Origin of the sequence: Brevundimonas sp., from assembly GCF_035561115.1 — a bacterium.
GTDB lineage: Bacteria > Pseudomonadota > Alphaproteobacteria > Caulobacterales > Caulobacteraceae > Brevundimonas.
Genome location: NZ_DATMYH010000003.1, coordinates 31,870 through 50,085 on the forward strand (window position 1 = coordinate 31,870; position 18,216 = coordinate 50,085).

Here is an 18,216-nt window from a genome sequence, read left to right on the forward strand (position 1 = left end):
ATGATTTGTCTAATGCAGGTTCGCGTCATGACGGCGCGACCTTCAGCCCTGCTCGACGACGTGGACACCGCCCTGCTGGCGCTGGCCCCGATCCGCCGGCGCATCCTCGCCGCCCTGACCGAACCGGCCTCCGCCGCGGGCCTGTCGGAAAAACTGGGCCTGCCACGCCAGAACATCGGCCACCATCTTCGCGCGCTTGAGGCCGCGGGCCTGATCCAGCTGGCGGAGGAGCGGCGCAGGCGCGGCTTCACCGAACGCCTGTTCGTCGCCGCCCAAAGCTACGTCTTCGACCCGGCCATGATGCAGCCCCCGCCCGACCCCGACGCGGTCGAGGCCCAGGACCGCCACGCCGCCGACCATCTGATCTCCACCGCCTCGACCATCGTCCGCGACGTCGCCCGCATGCGCCAGGACGCGGCTGCGGAAGGCTCGCGCCTGCTGACCCTGACGGTCGAGGCGGACGTCACCTTCGCCGCACCCGCCGATTTCGACGCCTTCACCGAAGAGGTCAGCGCCGCCGTCGCGAGTCTGGCCCGCAAATATTCGGCCTCTTCGGGTCGCCGTTACCGCCTCACCGCCGCCGCATACCCGGCGACGCCCAAAGTCGCTCCAGCCAGGAACTGACCGTCATGACCGAAGCCGCCAAACCCATGGAAGACCACGTTCTCGTCGAGGTCACCGTGCCCGCCCCCGCCGACGCGGTCTGGGCCGCCCTGCGCGATCCGCAGCAGATCAGGAACTGGTTCGGCTGGGACGCCGACACCCTGAAGGACGAGATCGACTTCATCTTCGTCACCCACGCCGAGGCCGACGAAGCGCGCCGGACCGTCACCTTCGTCGGCGTCAACGACCGCTATGAGGTCGAGGCGCGGGGCGCTGCCAGCCTTGTCCGCGTGGTCCGTTCCGCCCCCGCGGGCGAGTGGACCGACGTGTTCGACGGCATGATCGAGGGCTGGATTTCCTTCACGCAGCAACTGGCCTTCGCCTTCGCCCGCCACCCCGGCCAGACGCGCCGCACCATCTTCTTCTCCGGCCCGCCGCGCGCCGACGGGCTGGGCCGGTCGGCGCTGGGTCTCGACGCCGCTCCGGCGCCCGGCGAGTCTTATGCGATGCCGCTGGGCCCCGACGCGGACGCCGCCGGCCGGGTCTGGTTCACGGCGCGCCACCAGATCGGCGTCACCGTCGACGCATGGGGCGACGGCCTGCTGGTCGTGCTGGACAGCCCGCCGAAGGAAGACAAGCGCCCGCGCGGCTCGACCATGCTGACCCTGACGACCTACGGCCTGTCTGACGCAGCCTTCGCCGATCTGGAAAGCCGCTGGAAGACCTGGTGGGATCAGCGCTTCGAGAACGCCGCCCCGCACGAGAGCTAGGCCGCCGTCAGAGCCCCCGGTACATGATGTGCAGGCCGACCAGTCCCTCGCGGGGATGGTCGAACGCCTCCGGCGCCGTGCCGATGACCTCGAAACCCAGGGCCGTCCACAGGGCCACAGCAGCCTTGTTGGCCTCGACGACCGCGTTGAACTGCATGGCGCGATAGCCGTCCTCCCTCGCCCGGGCCAGGACCGCCTCGCCCAGCGCGCGGCCGACGCCTCGGCCCCGGGCCTCCGCCGCCACCATGAAACTGGCGTTGGCCACGTGGGACCCCGGACCCATCTGGTTCGGCCCGAGCTTCGCCGTGCCCACGACCCGTCCGTCGTCGTCCACGGCCACCAGCGTCACGCCCGGGGACGACTGCATCCACAGGGTTTGGCCGAACGTCTCGTCGAGGTCGCGCGGATAGGTGTAGGTGTCGCCGGCCCGCACCACGGCCTCGACGATCGGCCAGATCGCCGGCCAGTCCGCGCCTGTCGCCTCCCGGATACGCACCTCAGCCCGCCCCCGCCACCCGCGCCAGATCGGCGGTGATGCGTTCGGCGACCTTCAGCCGTTCCGCGGCCGTGTCCCATTCGCCCTTGACCACGATCTTCTGGTCGGGCCGCAGCTTCCAGAAGGCGTGGTTCTTCTGGATCAGCCCGACCAGCCCCATCGGATTGGGGAATTCGTTGTTCCGCAGCGTCAGCACCGCCCCCTTGGGCCCGATGTCGATGCGTTCGATACAGGCGGTCTTGCAGTTGGCCTTGATGCCGACGATGCGCAGCAGCTGTTTCGCCTCGTCCGGCAGCGGCCCGAACCGGTCGATCAGTTCGGCGGCCAGAGCCTCGCGCGTTTCGCTGTTCTCGGCGTCCGAGAGACGGCGATAGAGGCTCAGACGCACGTTCAGGTCCGGGACATAATCCTCTGGAATCAATACGGCCGCGCCGACGTTGATGGCCGGAGACCAGCCGCGGTCGACGGCGCCCCCGCCCTCGCCCGACTGGCGCAGTTCAGCCACCGCATCTTCCAGCATCTGCTGGTACAGCTCGACCCCGACCTCGCGGATATGGCCTGACTGTTCGTCGCCCAGCAGATTGCCGCCGCCGCGCTGGTCCAGATCGTGGCTGGCCAGCTGGAAGCCGGCGCCGAGGTTGTCCAGCGACTGCAGCACCTGCAGCCGCCGCTCGGACGACAGGCTCATCGGCTTGTCCGGCGGGGTGGTCAGATAGGCGAAGGCGCGCGCCTTGGCCCGGCCGATGCGGCCGCGGATCTGGTGCAGCTGGGCGAGGCCGAACATGTCGGCCTTGTGCACGATCAGGGTGTTGGCCGTCGGCACGTCCAGGCCGCTCTCGACGATGGTGGTCGACAGCAGCAGGTCGTAGCTGCCGTCGTAGAAGGCGCTCATCACGTCTTCCAGCTGGGTCGGCGACATCTGGCCGTGGCCGACCACGAATTTGATCTCGGGGACCTGCTCGCGCAGGAATTTCTCGATGTCCGGCAGATCGCTGAGGCGCGGCACGACATAATAGGCCTGCCCGCCGCGGTATTTCTCGCGCAGCAGCGCCTCGCGCACCAGCACCGGATCCCACGGCGTCACATAGGTCCGCACCGCCAGACGATCGACCGGCGGGGTGGCGATGATCGACATCTCGCGAATGCCTGACAGGGCCATCTGCAGCGTCCGGGGGATCGGCGTGGCCGTCAGGGTCAGCAGGTGAACGTCGGCCCGCAGGGACTTCAGCTTCTCCTTGTGCTTGACCCCGAAATGCTGCTCTTCATCAACGATAACAAGGCCCAGGTCCTTGAACCCGACCTGTTCGCTCAAGACCGCATGGGTGCCGACGACAATCTCGAACGAGCCGTCCTTCAGCCCCGCCCGCGTCTCGGCGGCGTCCTTCGCCGTCACCATCCGCGACAGGTGCCGCACCTTGACGGGCCAGCCCGCGAACCGCTCGCTGAAGGTCTTGAAATGCTGCCGCGCCAGCAGGGTCGTCGGACAGACGATGGCCACCTGCTGGCCCGTCATGGCGACCACGAAGGCGGCGCGCAGCGCCACCTCGGTCTTGCCGAAGCCGACGTCGCCACAGATCAGCCGGTCCATCGGCGTGCCCTTGCCGAGATCCTCCAGCACGTCGCCGATGGCGTTCAGCTGGTCGTCCGTCTCCTCGTACGGGAAGCGGGCGCAGAACTCGTCGAACAGGCCGTGCGGCGGAACGATCGGGTCTGAACTGCGCAGCGACCGCTTGGCCGCCAGGGCGATCAGCCCCTCGGCCATGTCGCGCAGACGGGCCTTGGCCTTCGCCTTGCGCGCCTGCCAGCCCGCCCCGCCCAGCCGGTCCAGCTGCGCCCCGTCGGAGTCGCTGCCGTAGCGGGTCAGCAGGTCGATGTTCTCGACCGGCAGATACAGCTTGCTGTCGCCGGCGTAGACCAGCTCCAGGCAATCGTGCGGCGCCTGCTGGATGTCCAGCGTCTTCAGCCCCTCATAGCGGCCGATGCCATGATCCAGATGGACGACCAGATCGCCGGTCGTCAGCGCCGAGGCCTCGGCCAGGAAGTTCGACGCCCGGCGTTTCTTGCGCGGCCGCGCCAGCCGGTCGCCGAGGATGTCGGTTTCGGAAATGACAGCCACGGCGTCGGTTTCGAACCCGTGCTCGACCGGCAGGACCCCGCGCAGATACAGGTCCTTCGGCGCCTTCTGGACATCGGCCCAGTCGCGCACGGCGACCACATGCTCCAGCCCGTGGTCGGCCAGCATGGCGGCCAGACGTTCGGACGAGCCCTCGGTCCAGGAGGCGAACAGCACCCGTTTCCCGGCCGCCTTCACCGCCTCGGCGTGACGCGCCACGGCCTCGAACAGATTGACGCTGTCCTGCGCCCGCTCGGCCGCGAAGCTGCGCCCCAGCCGCCCGCCGGCGTCCTCGCCCGGTCCATGGAAAGGCGACATCCGCCGCACCCACCGCCCGGCCAGGGCGTTGTTCCAGTCGCCCTCGTCCAGATACAGCCGCTCGGGCGGCAGGGCGCGATAGGCTGATCCTCCGCTCCCCGCCTTCCGGCTGATCGCCGCGTCGCGCCGCGCCTCGTAAGCGTCCCGCGTCAGGGTCAAGCGCTCGGCCCGCGCCGCCTCGACCTGGTTGTCCAGGAACACCCTGGCGTCGTCGGGCAGATAGTCGAACAGCGTCTCCAGCCGGTCGTAGAGCAGCGGCAGCCAGTGCTCCATGCCCTGCCGCCGCGCGCCTTCGCTGATGGCGGAATACAGCGGATCGTCGCCCGCCGCCCCGAACAGGCTCAGATAGCCGGTGCGGAAGCGCGAGATGCTGTCGGGGTCCAGCAGCGCTTCGGACACCGGCGCCAGTGAGACCTCGCGCCTCTGTCCCGTCGACCGCTGCGTCGCCGGGTCGAAGGTGCGGATCGATTCCAGCTCCGAACCGAACATGTCCAGACGCACCGGCTCCTCGAAGCCCGGCGGATAGACATCGATCACCCCGCCCCGCACCGCGAACTCGCCGCGCTCTGACACGGTGGAGGCGCGCATATAGCCGTTGGCCCCGAAATAGCGCTCCAGCGCCGCCGTATCGAGGTCGAGGCCGACCGTCGTCTCGAACCCGGCGCCGGACGTCACCTCGCGCGGCGGCGTCCGCTGGATCGCGGCGCCGACCGTGGTCACGACCAGCGTCGGACGGCGGTCGCCGGGCTGCCGCTGCGCCAGTTTCGTCAGCGCCGCCATCCGCTCGGCCGACACGGACGACGAGGGGCTCAGCCGGTCGTAGGGGAGGCAGTCCCAGGCCGGAAACTCGATGACCTCGATGTCTTGGGCGAAGAAGCCGAAGGCCTGAACGAACTCGCCCATGCGGGCGTAGTCGCGCGCCACGAAAACACCGACGCCGCCCTCGGCCCGCAGCCGCTCAGCGACCGTCAGAGCGTCCAGCCCTTCCGGCGCGCCGCCCAGTTCCTGATCGTCCCGTTTGGGAACCGCAGCGTCCATCAGCCGGCGCCCTCGGCCACGGCGGCGGCGACGTGGTCGCGCATGAAATCGCGGATCTTGCCCATCACGGCCGTGTCGTGCGCCGGGGGCGTCGGCTCGCTGCCGATGATCCAGGCGTACAGTCGGTGATCGTCGTCTTCGGCCAGCAGAGCCTCCAGGGAATTCAGTTCGTCGTCGTTCAGCGTCGGGCCGACCTGGTCCGCGAACGGACCCAGCACCAGGTCAGCCTCGCGGAATCCGCGCCGCCAGGCCCGGAACACGATCCGGCCCAGCCGCTCGCGGGCGGAAGCCTCTTCGGGACGCGCGTCTATATCGGCCACAAGCTTCCTTGCCCGGTCAGTCGGTAAACAGGACGGGTCAGATAGCGTTCCCCCCGCCGTTTCGCCAGCTATGCTGTCGCACGATGCGGCCCGAGATTCTCTTTCCCCTGTTCGCCGAGGCGTCCACCCTGAAAGGCGTGGGCCCCAAGGTGCTGCCGCTGGTCCGGAAACTGGCGGGGCCGCTGGTGCGCGACGTCCTGTTCCTGTCGCCCTCGGGCCTGATCGTGCGCCGCCCGATGACCGCCGTGGACGCCGCCGAGGGCCAGGTCGGGATATTCGAGGTCACCGTCGACCGCCTGATCGTCCCGCCGAAGCCCGGCGCGCCGATCAAGGTGCGGGCGACCGACGCCACCGGCTTCGTCCACCTGATCTGGTTCGGCGGCTCGGCCCAGCACATCGACCGCCTGCTGCCCCGGGGCCAGACGCGGCTCGTGACCGGCAAGGTCGAGCGCTTCAACAACGAGGTGCAGATCGTCCACCCGGACATCTTCATCCCCGAACAGGCCGGCGACATCCCGGCCATCGAGCCCGTCTACCCCGCGACCCAGGGTCTGTCCTCCCGCGTCATTCGCAAACTGGTCCAGGCCGCCATGCAGCAAGCGCCCGATCTGCCCGAATGGCAGGACCCCGCCTGGCTGGTGAAAACCCGCTGGCCCGGCTGGCGCGCCGCCCTGGAACGCCTGCACGCCCCCGAGGCCGAGCCCGATCTGGAGCCCGACGCGCCGGCCCGCCAGCGTCTGGCCTATGACGAACTGTTCGCCCACCAGCTGGCCCTGGCCCGGCGCCGGCGCGCCCGCCAGATCACGCCCGCGCCGGTGATCCATCCGGGGGAGGCCTCGGCCCGCCTTCTGGACTCGCTGCCCTTCCAGCTGACCGGCGCCCAGCATCAGGCCATCGCCGAAATCCGCCGCGACATCGCCTCGGGCGAACAGATGGGCCGGCTGCTGCAGGGCGACGTCGGCTCGGGCAAGACCGCCGTCGCCGCACTCGCATTGGCCGACGCCGCCGCCTCGGGCTTCCAGTCCGCCCTGATGGCGCCGACCGAAATCCTCGCCCGCCAGCATTTCCAGCGCATCGCCCCCATGATGGAGGCGGCCGGCGTCACCGCCGTCCTCCTGACCGGCCGCGATACCCCCGCAGAGCGCCGGGCCCGCCTCGCCGCCCTCGCGTCAGGAGAGGCCCAGGTCGCCATCGGCACCCACGCCCTGTTCCAGGACGCCGTCCGCTTCGACCGGCTGGCGCTGGCGGTCATCGACGAACAGCACCGCTTCGGCGTCAACGAGCGCCAGCGGCTCCAGGCCAAGGGCGACCCGCGCACCGGCGGCGTCCATCTGCTGACCATGTCGGCCACCCCCATCCCGCGCACCCTGGAGCTGACCCAGTACGGCGAACTGGAGGTGTCGCGCCTGATGGAGAAGCCGCCGGGCCGCACCCCGGTCACCACCGCCGTCCTGCCGCTGGCCCGCATCGGCGAAGTGGCGAAACGGCTCAAGGCGGCGATCGACAGCGGCGCCCAGGCCTACTGGATCTGCCCGCTGGTGGCCGAGAGCGAGGCGTCCGACCTCGCCGCCGCCGAGGCCCGCGCCGCCGACCTGCGCCGCATCCTCAAGGTCGAGGTCGGCCTCGCCCACGGCCAGATGCCGGGGCCCGAACGCGAGGCGGTCATGGCCGACTTCGCCGACGGCCGCCTGCCCCTGCTGGTCGCCACCACCGTGGTCGAGGTCGGCGTCGACGTGCCCAACGCCACCATCATGGTCATCGAACACGCCGACCGCTTCGGCCTGGCCCAGCTGCACCAGTTGCGCGGCCGGGTCGGCCGCGGGGCCAAGGCCAGCGCCTGCATCCTGCTGTACGGCGGCGGCGACGACGGCCTCGGCGAGACGGCGAGGACGCGGCTGGAGACCCTGCGCCGCACCGAGGACGGCTTCGAGATCGCCGAGGAGGATTTCCGCCTGCGCGGCGGCGGCGACCCGCTCGGGCTCAAACAGAGCGGCTTCCCCGCCTATCGCTTCGCCGACCCGATCCGGCACCGCTCGCTGCTGCTGGCCGCCGCCGATGACGCCCGGCTGGTGCTGGGCCGCGATCCCGATCTGACCAGCCCCCGGGGCGAGGCGGTCCGGGTGCTGGAGGCCCTGTTCGACTGGCGCAACGACCGTCCGGGGATCGACTAGGCCGCTGAACGCGCCCGCCACGCCGTCAGACGCGCCTGAACATCGGCTTCAATATCGCCATAGAACAGGTTGTAAGGGCGGGATTTTCTTCGATCCGTCCAGCTGCCGGTCTCGCGGAAGGACTCCGTCGTCGGCTCCGTGTGACGCAGCAGGCCGCCGCGGCACTGGGCGGCGATTTCGCGGGCCATCAGGGCCGGCCGGGCGCCCCATTCCAGCCCCGTGGCGTTGGTCGCCCCCTTGTGCAGCCGCGCCTCGACGGGAGCCGTGTCGGTCGAGCCGGTCACCGGATTGACGCATAGCGCCGGCCGGCCGTCCAGATCGATCAGACGCCCCCGCGCGTCCCAGACCAGCGCCCGCCGCAGCCGCCGCCGCGCCGCCCCGTCATTGCCCTCGCCCACCGGGGACCAGCCGACCACGCAGCCGACCTGATCGCGCCGGGCGCAGGCGGGGACCTGGGGCGACAGGCCGTCCGCCGCGGCGACCACGTCGATCAGATAGGCCGCGACCAGCCGTCGGCGCAGATCGGAATCCGGCGCCACGCGCTCGCGCACCAGCCGTTCGACGATGTCGCCGCCCTGCTCCACCCCGGCCAGCACGATGGGCCCTGCCGGATGCCCCGAAAGCCAGACGTCGAAGGCCGCCCGAACATCCCCATAGGCGAACGCCCGCGCCTCGCGCGCGTCCTCGCGCAGCGTCAGCCGGGTGTAGAGGCTGCCTTGCCGGTATCGCGGCGCGCTTATGGCGCCGGCCCGCGCGAACGGCCCGGCGTAGTTGGGCAGAACCACCCGGCTCAGCCAGGCGTCCGCGTCCCGGTCCCCGATCGGGCCGTTCCACTCGCGGCCGCCGTCATAGGTGGTCGAATGGACGAAGAAGACGGCCGCCGGCCCGGCGTCCGGCGTCCGCGTTTCCCGCAAGGCCCAGGCCGCGGGCGTCGCATAGTCCGGCGCGGGCGGCGGCGTATAGGTCTGGAACGGCACCTGCGGGTCCAGCCCGGCCCGGAGGATGTCTCCGCGCCACACCGCCACGGCGGCGGTCAGCACGAAGATGATCGCCAGGCCTGTCCAGCCGACCCACTGCCGAAAGGTCAGGCCGCCGCCCCTCATCGATACGGATCCGCCGTGGCCAGGAAGTCCTGCACATAGCGGCGCACGCCCTCTTCCAGCGGCGTCGACTGCCCGCCGAAGCCGGCGGCGCGCACCCGCTCCATCCGGGCCTCGGTGAAATACTGATACTTGTCGCGGATGCTTTCCGGCGTATCAACGTATTCGATCCGCGGTGTCTTGCCCGCAGCCGCGAAGGTTGCGTTGGCCAGGTCGAGAAACGACCGCGCCTGCCCCGATCCGGCGTTGAACACGCCCGACACCTCGGGCGTCTCCAGCAGCCATTCGACCATGTCGACCACGTCGTCGACGAAGACGAAGTCGCGCATCTGGCCGCCGTCGGCGTAGTTGGGATTGTGCGAACGGAACAGGGTCACCGGCTGGTCGGCCTGAACCTTCGGCCAGATCTGGGCCACGACCGACTTCATCCCGCCCTTGTGGTACTCGTTGGGTCCATAGACGTTGAAGAATTTGAGCCCCGCCCACTGGGTCGGCGCCGTCCGCATCTGAGCCTGACGCGCTGCATACTGGTCGAACAGATATTTCGAATAGCCATAGGCATTTAGCGGTCTGAGTGCAGACAAAGACCGAAGATCGTCATGGTCCTCGAACCCCAGTCCTCCGTCGCCATAGGTCGCCGCCGACGAGGCGTAGATCAGCCGGGCGTCGCGCAGGGCGCACCAGGCCCACAGGTCCCGCGACAGGCTGAAATTGGTGTGCAGGATCAGGTCCGCGTCCGGCTCGGTCGTCGAGGAAATGGCCCCCATATGCACCACGGCCTCGATGCGTTCGGCGTTCCGCTCCAGGCCTTCGAACAGCTCTTCCGGCGCCCAGAAGTCGGCGATGGCGTGTTTGGCCAGGTTCTTCCACTTGCCGAGATCGGCCGTCTCCAGACGGTCGCAGACGACGATGTCGCGCCGCCCCTCGTCGCACAGGCGCGCGACGATGTTCGAGCCGATGAAGCCGGCTCCGCCTGTCACCACGATCATGCGCCGGATCATGCTTCGCCCTTCAGTTTCTCGACCGTCTTCGTGGTCGAATAGCCGTCCTCGAACGTCGCCAGCTTCACCTCGCCGCCCCAGCTCTCGACCAGATCGCCGCCGACCACGCCCTCGCGGGTGTAGTCTGCCCCCTTGATCAGTACGTCCGGCCGAAGCCGTTCGATCAGGGCCAACGGCGTCGGATCGTCGAAGGCGGTCACGCGATCCACGGACTGAAGGCCTCCGATGACCACGGCCCGGCTGTCCAGATCGTTGATCGGCCGCCCTTCGCCCTTGAGCCGCCGCACGGAGGCGTCCGTGTTCAGCGCCACCACCAGCCGGTCGCACCAGCCGCGCGCCTGGGCCAGATAGGCGACATGGCCGCGATGCAGGATGTCGAAACAGCCGTTGGTGAAGCCGACCTTCAGCCCCTGCCGCTTCCAGCCTTCGACCACATGCGCCAGTTCCTCCAGCGGCATGACCTTGGCGTGGGCGCCCGCGGCGTGCTGGCTCATCTCGGCGTCGATCAGCTCGGCCGGCGTGACCACCGCGGTGCCGGCCTTGCCGACCACCACGCCCGAGGCGAGGATGGCGAACTCCACCGCCGTCTCCAGCGACGCGCCCGCGCCGAGGGCCAGCCCCAGCGCCGCCAGGCCGGTGTCGCCGGCGCCCGAGACATCGAACACCTCGCGCGCCCGGCCGGGGAAATGTTTCGCCGCCTCGCCGCGCCGCATCAGGCTCATGCCCTTGCCGGCCCGCGTGACCACCACCGCCTTGGCGGTCGTGGCGTGCAGCAGGGCCTTCAGCGCCGCCTCGACCTCGGCGTCGCTCTCGACCGGCAGGCCGGTGGCGGCGGCCAGTTCGCTGGCGTTGGGCTTGATCAGATCGACCGCGCCATAGCGGGCGAAGTCGCGGCCTTTGGGATCCACCACCACCGGCGCGCCGCTCTTCTGCGCCGCCGACAATGCCTGGGCGATCACCAGATCGCTGACCACGCCCTTGGAGTAGTCCGATAACAAATAGACGGAAGCGCCTGTGAATGCGTCACTTTCATCTCCCATCAACGCCGCCGCCTCCTCGTCCAGCCGCAGCAACTGCTGGCCGGCGGCGACGAAGCGCGTCTTGACGATGGTGGCCACCCCGGCGCGGCGTTCGACGGCGTCCTCGATGCCCGGCTCGCCCGCGATCAGTGCCGCCAGTTCGTCGCCGGCCGCATCCTGCCCCGCCACGGCGCCCAGCCGCGCGACCCCGCCCAACGCGGCGACATTGCGGGCAACATTGCCCACGCCGCCCGGCATGGCGATGGTCCGGCGCATCCGCAGCACGGGGATCGGCGCCTCCGGCGAGATCCGGCTGACCTCGCCATAGACATAGCGGTCCAGCATCAGGTCGCCGACGCAGGCGACCTTGAGCCCGCGCACGCGCTCCAGCAGCGCCTGCAATTCACCGAGATCGAGCGTGCGTTCAGCCATCCCTCTGGCCTATCGGATTCAGGCGGCCTTCGCCATCCGCGCCTTGGTCAGGTCGTCATAGGCGATGAGGTCGGCGCAAAGGGCCTCGAACTGGTCCAGCGGCACCATGTTCGGTCCGTCCGACGGCGCATTGTCGGGGTCCTGGTGCGTTTCCATGAAGACCGCGTCCACGCCCACGGCGACGGCCGCTCGCGCCAGCACCGGCACGAACTCGCGCTGGCCGCCCGAGGAGGTCCCCTGCCCGCCCGGCTGCTGCACGCTGTGGGTCGCGTCGAACACCACCGGACAGCCGATCTCGCGCAGGATCGGCAGGGCCCGCATGTCCGACACCAGGGTGTTGTAGCCGAAGCTGGCCCCCCGCTCGCAGGCCATCACGTTGGGATTGCCCGCCCCGACCACCTTGGCGATGACGTTCTTCATATCCCAGGGCGCCAGGAACTGGCCCTTCTTGACGTTGATGACCTTGCCCGTCGCCGCGGCGGCCAGCAGCAGGTCGGTCTGGCGGCTCAGGAAGGCCGGAATCTGCAGCACGTCCACGACCTCGGCGGCGATCCGGCAATGCTCCTCGGTGTGCACGTCGGTCAGCACCGGCAGGCCGGTGACCTCGCGGATCTCGGCGAAGATCGGCAGCGAACCTTCCAGACCGAACCCCCGCGCGGCGGTGGCGCTGGTGCGGTTCGCCTTGTCGAAACTGGTCTTGTAGATGACGCCGACGTTCAGCCGCTCGCCGATCTCCTTCAGCGCGTGAGCCATCTCCAGCGCGTGCTGGCGGCTTTCCAGCTGGCACGGGCCGGCGATGAAGACGATGCGCTGACCGCCGCCGATGCTGACGGGGCGCTTCAGGCCTTCCTTGATGTCGATGACGGCGTTGGGTCTGGACAAGGCGGGTTTCCCGGATTTGCGACTGGCGGCGCGCGGTCGATGCCGCACGCTTGCGGCGATCAGGTGGCGTCGGACGGAGAGGTTCGCAAGCTATCACGGCGCCCGCCCGCATGGCCACCGAAGGCGACGCGACTGTCGGAAACGGCCGGATGCTTGCGAAGCGGCGACGGTTCCCCGATCTTCCGTTCGACCTTGGGGAGCATGGGACGATGCAGACAAACGGTCAGGCCGCCAGAGTCGGCAAACGGATTGACGCCGATCCGGCTTCTATCGGACAGTCGCAGCCATGACGTCGGTCACCGCCGAGCGCCCGGAGGCCCAGACCCGCACCCCCCGCGGGTTCGCCCTGCTGCTGCGCCTTCTGGCCTCCAACTGGACCTTCGGCCGGCTGACCGTCCGGCTCCCGAACGGCGAAACCCACCGGCTGGAGGGCTCCGAACCCGGCCTGTCGACCACCCTCGACGTCAAGGATTACCGCTTCGCCCGCCGTGTCCTGGCCTCCGGGGATATCGGGTTCGCCGAGGGCTATATGGCCGGCGAATGGGACAGCCCGCAGCTGGCCGCCCTGCTGGAGTCCTTCGCCCACAACCACGACCACATCCGCCGCCTGATCCAGGGCCACCCGGCGATGAAGGCGGTCCACTGGCTGTCCCACCGGATGAACCGCAACAGCCGCTCCGGCGCCCGCAAGAACATCCACGCCCACTACGACCTCGGCAACGCCTTCTATGCGTCGTGGCTTGACTCAACGATGACCTATTCCTCGGCCCGGTTCGCGCGGGCCGGCATGGCGCTGGAGGCGGCCCAGCGCGAGAAATACGCCTCCCTCGCCCGGCTGATGGACCTGCAGTCCGGCCAGTCGGTGCTCGAGATCGGCTGCGGCTGGGGCGGTTTCGCCGAGTTCGCGGCGAAGGAGATCGGCGCCCGGGTCTCGGGCGTCACCATCTCCCGGGAACAGTACGACTTCGCCCGCCAGCGCATGTTCAACGCGGGCCTCTCCGACCGCGTCGACATCCAGCTGATCGACTATCGCGACGTTGAGGGGACCTTCGACCGTGTCGCCTCCATCGAGATGTTCGAGGCCGTGGGCATGGAATACTGGCCGGCCTATTTCGACAGGATTCACGACGTGCTGAAGCCCGGCGGCAAGGCGGGCCTGCAGATCATCACCATCGATGACGCCCTGTTCGGCGGCTACAACAAGCGCACCGACTTCATCCAGAAATACATCTTCCCGGGCGGCATGCTCCCGTCCGAGGAAGCGCTGAAGCCCGTCATCGACCGCGCCGGTCTGGCCTGGCGCGCCGTCGAGCGGTTCGGCCGGGACTACGCCGACACCCTTAGGCTCTGGGACGAACGCTTCCAGGGCGCGTGGGGCGAGATCAGCCGCATGAAGGGGTTCGACGAGCGGTTCCGGCGGCTGTGGCGCTTCTATCTCGCCTATTGCGAGGCCGGCTTCCGCTCGGCCCGGACCGACGTCATACAGCTGGTGCTCGCGCGCGGCTGACCGGCGCGCCGGACGACGCCATGAACGATCCCTCGCCCCTGATTTCGACCCAAGACCTCGCCGCCCGGCTGGGCGAACCGGGCCTGCGCCTCATCGACGCCAGCTGGCATCTGGACGGTCGCGACGGCCGGCCCGATTTCGCGGCCGCCCGGCTGCCCGGCGCCGTCTTCTTCGATCTCGACGCCAGCTCCGGGCCTGACAGCCCGCTGCCGCACATGCTGCCCACGCCCGCCGCCTTCGCCGCCCGCATGGGGAGCCTCGGGATTTCGGATCGGGACGCGATCGTCGTCTACGACACCGTCGGCATCCGCTCGTCGGCCCGGGCCTGGTGGATGTTCCGCGTCATGGGCGCAGCGAACGTCCGTGTGCTGGACGGGGGCCTGCCGAAATGGCGGGCGGAAGGCCGTCCGGTGGAGAGGGGGCCGGCCGCCGCCCCGGTCGTCGCCGTCTTCTCGCCACGGCTCGACGCCGGAGCCGTCGCCGGCCTTGCCGATGTTCGCACCGCGCTGAAAACCGGAAATCAGGTGCTGGACGCCCGCTCCGCCGGCCGTTTCCACGGCCGCGAACCCGAACCCCGCGCCGGCCTGCGGTCCGGCCATATGCCCGGCGCGCTGAACCTGCCCTTTCCGGTCCTGCTGGAGGCCGACGGGACGATGAAACGCGGGCCGGCGCTGGCGCAGGCCTTCCGGACCGCCGGCGTCGATCCGGATCGTCCCGCGATCACCAGTTGCGGCTCCGGCGTCACCGCCGCCATCCTGTCGCTGGGACTGGCCGTGCTGGGCAAGCCGTCCCGCCTCTATGACGGCAGCTGGGCCGAATGGGGCGGCCGGTCGGATACCGAAGTAGCCGCCCCCTAGGCGGGCATCAGGCCGGCGGCGCGACCGGCTCCGGTCCCGCGATCTCGGCCGGCACATCGGCCTCGCCGCGCGACACCACCGTCGCCGCCACCAGATCGCCGGTGACGTTCAGCGTGGTGCGGCACATGTCGAGGAAGCGGTCGACGCCCAGGATCAGGCCGATGCCCTCGGCCGGCACCCCGACCATGGTCAGGATCAGGGCGATGACGGGCAGCGACCCCGCCGGCACGCCCGCCGTGCCGATGCCGCCCAGGATGCAGACCAGCATCACCACCAGCTGCTGCTGCAGGTTCAGGTCGACGCCGAAGAACTGGGCCAGGAACAGGACCGTGACCCCCTCGAACAGGGCCGTGCCGTTCTGGTTGGCCGTCGCCCCTACCGTCAGCACGAAGCGCGAGATGCGCCGCGGCAGCTTCAGCTTCTCTTCCGCCGCCTTGATGGCGATCGGCAGGGTGGCGTTGGACGAGGCGGTGGAAAAGGCCACCACGAAGGGCTCGCGCACCCCGTTGGCGAATTTCAGCGGGTTCATGCCCCCGAAGATCCAGACCAGCAGCGGATAGACGATGAACATGTGGATCGCCATCGCCCCGATGGCGACGCCGGCGTAGGCGCCCAGCCGCACCAGCAGGTCCCAGCCGAACACCGCCGACAGGTTGAACATCAGGGCCGCGATCGCGAACGGAGCCAGTTTGATGACCAGGTTGATCAGCTTCATCATCACCTCCAGCAGCCCCTGCAGGGCGGTCTGGAGGGCGTCGGTGGCCGGGCTCCTGGCCATGACCATGCCGATGCCGAAGATCAGGGCGAAGATCATCACCGGCAGGATCTGGTTCTCGGCCGCCGCCGTGAAGACGTTGGACGGGATCATGTCGAGGAAGAACTGGCCCGCCTCGATGCTCTTGGGCGCATTGCCGACGATGGCCGAGGCGCCGTCGGCGCCCTGGGCCAGCAGTTGTTGCGCCAGCACCGGATCGACCCCGTCGCCCGGTCGGAACAGATTGACCATGCCCAGGCCGATGCCGACGGCGATGGCCGAAACCACGACGGTGAAGACCAGGGTCTTGAAGCCGACGCGGCCCAGGGACTTCAGATCTCCCATCTCGGCCACGCCGACCGCCAGCGCTGCGAACAGCAGCGGCAGGACCAGCATGAACAGCAGGCGCAGGAAGATCTGGCCGACCGCCTGGATGATCTCCATCACCGCCGGGATCACCGTCTGGCCCGTCAGATTGACGTACAGTCCGCCCCCCAGGCCGACTGCGAAGCCCAGCAGCATCCACAGATAGAGCGGCACGCCGCCCTTTTTCGTCGTTTCCATGCGTCCCCCCGGCCCGCGGCCGATGTCGTTATCGGATCGGCAGGGCGTAGATCAGTCCGCCCGGCGTTGCGTTCCATTGTGCGTTAAGCCCGCGCGTCAGGTCGAGCGATGATTCCGCCCCGACATTCCGCGCGAAGATTTCCCCATAATTTCCCTCGGCTTCGATCGCCAACCTCGCCCAATCCCTGCGCAATCCCATCAAGGGTCCGAAGTCGCCCTCGGTCCCCAGAAGGCGACGGATGCGGGGATCGCGCGAATCCTCGGCCAACTGATCGACGTTCTCCCGGGTCACCCCCAATTCCTCCGCGAGGATCACCGCGTTCAGGGTCCAGCGGACGATCGACGTCCAGGCCTCGTCGCCGCGCTTGACCGCCGGCCCCAGCGGTTCCTTGGAGATGACGTCCGGCAGGACCGCGTGCTGTTCGGGGTTCGACAGGGTGGTGCGGGCCGCCGCCAGCGCCGAAATGTCCGCGCTCAGGGCGTCGCAGTCCTCGCGCCCGTACGCCGCCCGGGCCGCCTCCTCATTGGCGGCGATCACGGGCGTGTACTCCAGCCCCCGCGAGCGGAACCAGTCGGCGACATTCAGTTCCGAGGTCGAGGCCCGCTGCACGCAGATCCGCGCCCCGTTCAGCTCCGCCGCGCTGGCCAGATCCAGCGAGCGCCGCACGAGGAAACCCTGGCCGTCGTAGTAGTTGATGCCGGCGAACCGGACCCCTTCCTGCGCCTCCCGCGACAGGGTCCACGACGTCGAGCGCCACAACACGTCGACGCGTCCGCTGCGCAGGGCCTCGAACCTCTGGCTGCTGGTCAGGGGCACGAAGCGCACTGCATCCGCGTCGCCCAGCACCGCCGCCGCCAGGGCGCGGCAGAAATCGGCGTCGAAGCCCCGCCACTGTCCCCGGTTGTCCGTATAGGCGAAGCCGACCAGCCCCTCATGCACGCCGCAATTCAGCCGGCCGCGCCGCTTGATCGCGGCCAGGGTCGGGCTGGCGAAGGTCGGGGCCGCAGTATTCGTCTGGACGCCGGCGTCCTCGCCCGCGTCGCTCCCGGCTTCGCGGTCGCCCCGCCCACAGGCGAGCAGCGTCAGGGCTGCGGCTGCGATCGCCACGCCCGCTGTCCAGCGTCCTGCCAAACCTGCCCTCATTCGCGCCTCGCTGAAGTCGTCAGACCTTGCGCCCCGCCTCGCTTTAGAGGCTTTTGCAGACTGAACCGCAAGCCTTCCCACGGCCCGAATGCCCGACCGCAGTGACCGCACCCGACTGATCGCTTCCGCCACCCGGCGGGGCCGTGGCCGCCGCCCCGTCGCTCCGCCGGTCGAGCGGGCCTCGACCCTGCTGAACGACGCGCCGGGCGCTATGCGGGACGAAACGTCCGGTCCCGTCTACGGCATCGAGGACCTGACCGCCGCCCGCGAACTGCGCGCGGCCCTGGCCGACCTCGAAGGCGCCGCCGACGCCTGGCTGGTCCCCTCCGGACTCGCCGCCGTCACCGTACCCCTGACGGCGTTGGCGCGCCCCGGCGACGAGATCGTTACGACGGACGCGGTTTACGGCCCGACCCGCCGCTTCCTGATGCGGCACCTGAAGGCGCGTGGCGTAACGACCGTCTTCCATGATCCCGCAGCCTCGACCGATGCCGTTCTCGCCTGCCTGACCGACCGCACCCGCATCCTGCTGATCGAATCGCCCGGCTCCCTGACGTTCGAGATGCTGGACGTTCCCGCCCTCGCGGCCGCCTGCCGCGCGCGCGGCGTCCGCACCGTCATGGACAATACCTGGGCCGCCGGTCTCGCCTTCCGCCCGCTCGCGCACGGGGTCGACGTCAGCGTACAGGCCGTGACCAAATACGTCGGCGGCCACTCCGACCTGCTGATGGGCTCCATCGCCGTCGCCGGGACCGACGTCGGCCGCGCGATCTATGAAACCATCGAGGATCTCGGCTGGCGGGTCTCCGCCGACGACGCCTGGCTGGCCCTGCGTGGTATCCGCACCCTCCCGCTCCGCTACGAGGAACAGGCCCGGTCTGCGATGACCGTCGCGACCTGGCTCCAGTCCCGCCCCGAGGTGGCCCGCGTCCTCTACCCCGCCCTGCCCGGCTCGGTCGGCCACGCCCTCTGGGGCCGCGACTACACCGGCGCCGCCTCCCTGTTCGGCGTCGTCATGCAAGGCGGCGACGAGGCCGCCGCCCACGCCCTGATGTCGGCGCTGGAACTGTTCGGCCTCGGCTACTCCTGGGGCGGGTTCGAAAGCCTGATCACCCACGAGACCGGCC

15 protein-coding genes are annotated in these 18,216 nt (G+C 69.8%); 6 read left to right on the forward strand and 9 right to left on the reverse strand.

The features are described from left to right. The first annotated feature begins 12 nt into the window (after positions 1–12). The gene (locus tag VN378_RS00265; RefSeq protein ID WP_325739833.1) at positions 13–624 is read left to right on the forward strand and encodes a winged helix-turn-helix domain-containing protein; all 612 of its coding nucleotides are present in this window, start codon (positions 13–15) and stop codon (positions 622–624) included. Positions 625–629: 5 nt separating this feature from the next. Next, positions 630–1,373 carry a hypothetical protein gene (locus tag VN378_RS00270; protein ID WP_325739835.1) on the forward strand — a complete coding sequence of 248 codons (744 nt, stop codon included), beginning with the start codon at positions 630–632 and terminating at the stop codon, positions 1,371–1,373. A gap of 7 nt (positions 1,374–1,380) precedes the next feature. On the opposite strand, the gene VN378_RS00275 is transcribed toward VN378_RS00270, so the two are convergent. Genes VN378_RS00275 through VN378_RS00285 form a run of 3 tightly spaced genes read right to left on the reverse strand, consistent with a single transcriptional unit; the run spans position 1,381 to position 5,658 of the window. Continuing rightward, positions 1,381–1,869, reverse strand: coding sequence for a GNAT family N-acetyltransferase (locus VN378_RS00275; RefSeq protein WP_325739837.1), 489 nt, complete (start codon positions 1,867–1,869; stop codon positions 1,381–1,383). Between the two features lies 1 nt (position 1,870). Beyond that, entirely contained in the window at positions 1,871–5,338 is a 3,468-nt protein-coding gene (gene mfd, locus VN378_RS00280; protein WP_325739839.1) for a transcription-repair coupling factor, read from the reverse strand. Next, the gene (locus tag VN378_RS00285) at positions 5,338–5,658 is read right to left on the reverse strand and encodes a succinate dehydrogenase assembly factor 2 (protein WP_325739841.1); all 321 of its coding nucleotides are present in this window, start codon (positions 5,656–5,658) and stop codon (positions 5,338–5,340) included. The genes mfd and VN378_RS00285 overlap by 1 nt, the downstream gene beginning before the upstream one ends. 83 nt (positions 5,659–5,741) lie before the next feature. On the opposite strand from VN378_RS00285, the gene recG reads away from it, so the two are divergent. Next, the gene (recG, locus tag VN378_RS00290) at positions 5,742–7,829 is read left to right on the forward strand and encodes an ATP-dependent DNA helicase RecG (protein WP_325739843.1); all 2,088 of its coding nucleotides are present in this window, start codon (positions 5,742–5,744) and stop codon (positions 7,827–7,829) included. On the opposite strand, the gene VN378_RS00295 is transcribed toward recG, so the two are convergent. From VN378_RS00295 to kdsA, 4 genes are read right to left on the reverse strand one after another with little or no spacing between them, the layout of a single operon-like run. After that, positions 7,826–8,932: a DUF3089 domain-containing protein gene (locus VN378_RS00295; RefSeq protein ID WP_325739845.1), complete on the reverse strand. Its 1,107-nt coding sequence runs from the start codon at positions 8,930–8,932 to the stop codon at positions 7,826–7,828. The two genes, recG and VN378_RS00295, sit on opposite strands and share 4 nt — an antisense overlap. After that, on the reverse strand, positions 8,929–9,930 hold the full coding sequence (rfaD, locus tag VN378_RS00300) for an ADP-glyceromanno-heptose 6-epimerase (protein WP_325739847.1): 1,002 nt from the start codon (positions 9,928–9,930) through the stop codon (positions 8,929–8,931). Before rfaD ends, VN378_RS00295 begins: the two co-directional genes overlap by 4 nt. After that, positions 9,927–11,381 carry a D-glycero-beta-D-manno-heptose 1-phosphate adenylyltransferase gene (rfaE2, locus tag VN378_RS00305; protein WP_325739849.1) on the reverse strand — a complete coding sequence of 485 codons (1,455 nt, stop codon included), beginning with the start codon at positions 11,379–11,381 and terminating at the stop codon, positions 9,927–9,929. Before rfaE2 ends, rfaD begins: the two co-directional genes overlap by 4 nt. 18 nt (positions 11,382–11,399) lie before the next feature. Next, the gene (gene kdsA, locus VN378_RS00310; protein WP_325739851.1) at positions 11,400–12,263 is read right to left on the reverse strand and encodes a 3-deoxy-8-phosphooctulonate synthase; all 864 of its coding nucleotides are present in this window, start codon (positions 12,261–12,263) and stop codon (positions 11,400–11,402) included. Between the two features lie 286 nt (positions 12,264–12,549). On the opposite strand from kdsA, the gene VN378_RS00315 reads away from it, so the two are divergent. Beyond that, positions 12,550–13,770 carry a cyclopropane-fatty-acyl-phospholipid synthase family protein gene (locus VN378_RS00315; protein ID WP_325739853.1) on the forward strand — a complete coding sequence of 407 codons (1,221 nt, stop codon included), beginning with the start codon at positions 12,550–12,552 and terminating at the stop codon, positions 13,768–13,770. A 20-nt stretch (positions 13,771–13,790) separates the two neighbouring features. Then, positions 13,791–14,627, forward strand: coding sequence for a sulfurtransferase (locus tag VN378_RS00320; protein WP_325739855.1), 837 nt, complete (start codon positions 13,791–13,793; stop codon positions 14,625–14,627). Positions 14,628–14,634: 7 nt separating this feature from the next. On the opposite strand, the gene VN378_RS00325 is transcribed toward VN378_RS00320, so the two are convergent. Both VN378_RS00325 and VN378_RS00330 read right to left on the reverse strand, forming a co-directional pair. Continuing rightward, complete coding sequence (locus VN378_RS00325; protein WP_325739857.1) at positions 14,635–15,945, reverse strand: dicarboxylate/amino acid:cation symporter; 1,311 nt, start codon at positions 15,943–15,945, stop codon at positions 14,635–14,637. A gap of 28 nt (positions 15,946–15,973) precedes the next feature. Further along, positions 15,974–17,053, reverse strand: a complete 1,080-nt coding sequence (locus VN378_RS00330; protein ID WP_325739859.1) for an amino acid ABC transporter substrate-binding protein — start codon at positions 17,051–17,053, stop codon at positions 15,974–15,976. 124 nt (positions 17,054–17,177) lie between these two features. On the opposite strand from VN378_RS00330, the gene metC reads away from it, so the two are divergent. Beyond that, on the forward strand, positions 17,178–18,216 hold a 1,039-nt coding region (gene metC / locus VN378_RS00335), incomplete at its 3' end, for a cystathionine beta-lyase (RefSeq protein ID WP_325739861.1).

Coding starts and splice junctions, on each gene's coding strand:
- VN378_RS00265 (WP_325739833.1), top strand. CDS start 13: ATGCAGGTTCGCGTCATGACGGCGCGACCTTCAGCCCTGCTCGACGAC.
- VN378_RS00270 (WP_325739835.1), top strand. CDS start 630: ATGACCGAAGCCGCCAAACCCATGGAAGACCACGTTCTCGTCGAGGTC.
- mfd (WP_325739839.1), bottom strand. CDS start 5,338: ATGGACGCTGCGGTTCCCAAACGGGACGATCAGGAACTGGGCGGCGCG.
- recG (WP_325739843.1), top strand. CDS start 5,742: ATGCGGCCCGAGATTCTCTTTCCCCTGTTCGCCGAGGCGTCCACCCTG.
- VN378_RS00295 (WP_325739845.1), bottom strand. CDS start 8,932: ATGAGGGGCGGCGGCCTGACCTTTCGGCAGTGGGTCGGCTGGACAGGC.
- rfaD (WP_325739847.1), bottom strand. CDS start 9,930: ATGATCCGGCGCATGATCGTGGTGACAGGCGGAGCCGGCTTCATCGGC.
- rfaE2 (WP_325739849.1), bottom strand. CDS start 11,381: ATGGCTGAACGCACGCTCGATCTCGGTGAATTGCAGGCGCTGCTGGAG.
- VN378_RS00315 (WP_325739853.1), top strand. CDS start 12,550: ATGACGTCGGTCACCGCCGAGCGCCCGGAGGCCCAGACCCGCACCCCC.
- VN378_RS00320 (WP_325739855.1), top strand. CDS start 13,791: ATGAACGATCCCTCGCCCCTGATTTCGACCCAAGACCTCGCCGCCCGG.
- VN378_RS00325 (WP_325739857.1), bottom strand. CDS start 15,945: ATGGAAACGACGAAAAAGGGCGGCGTGCCGCTCTATCTGTGGATGCTG.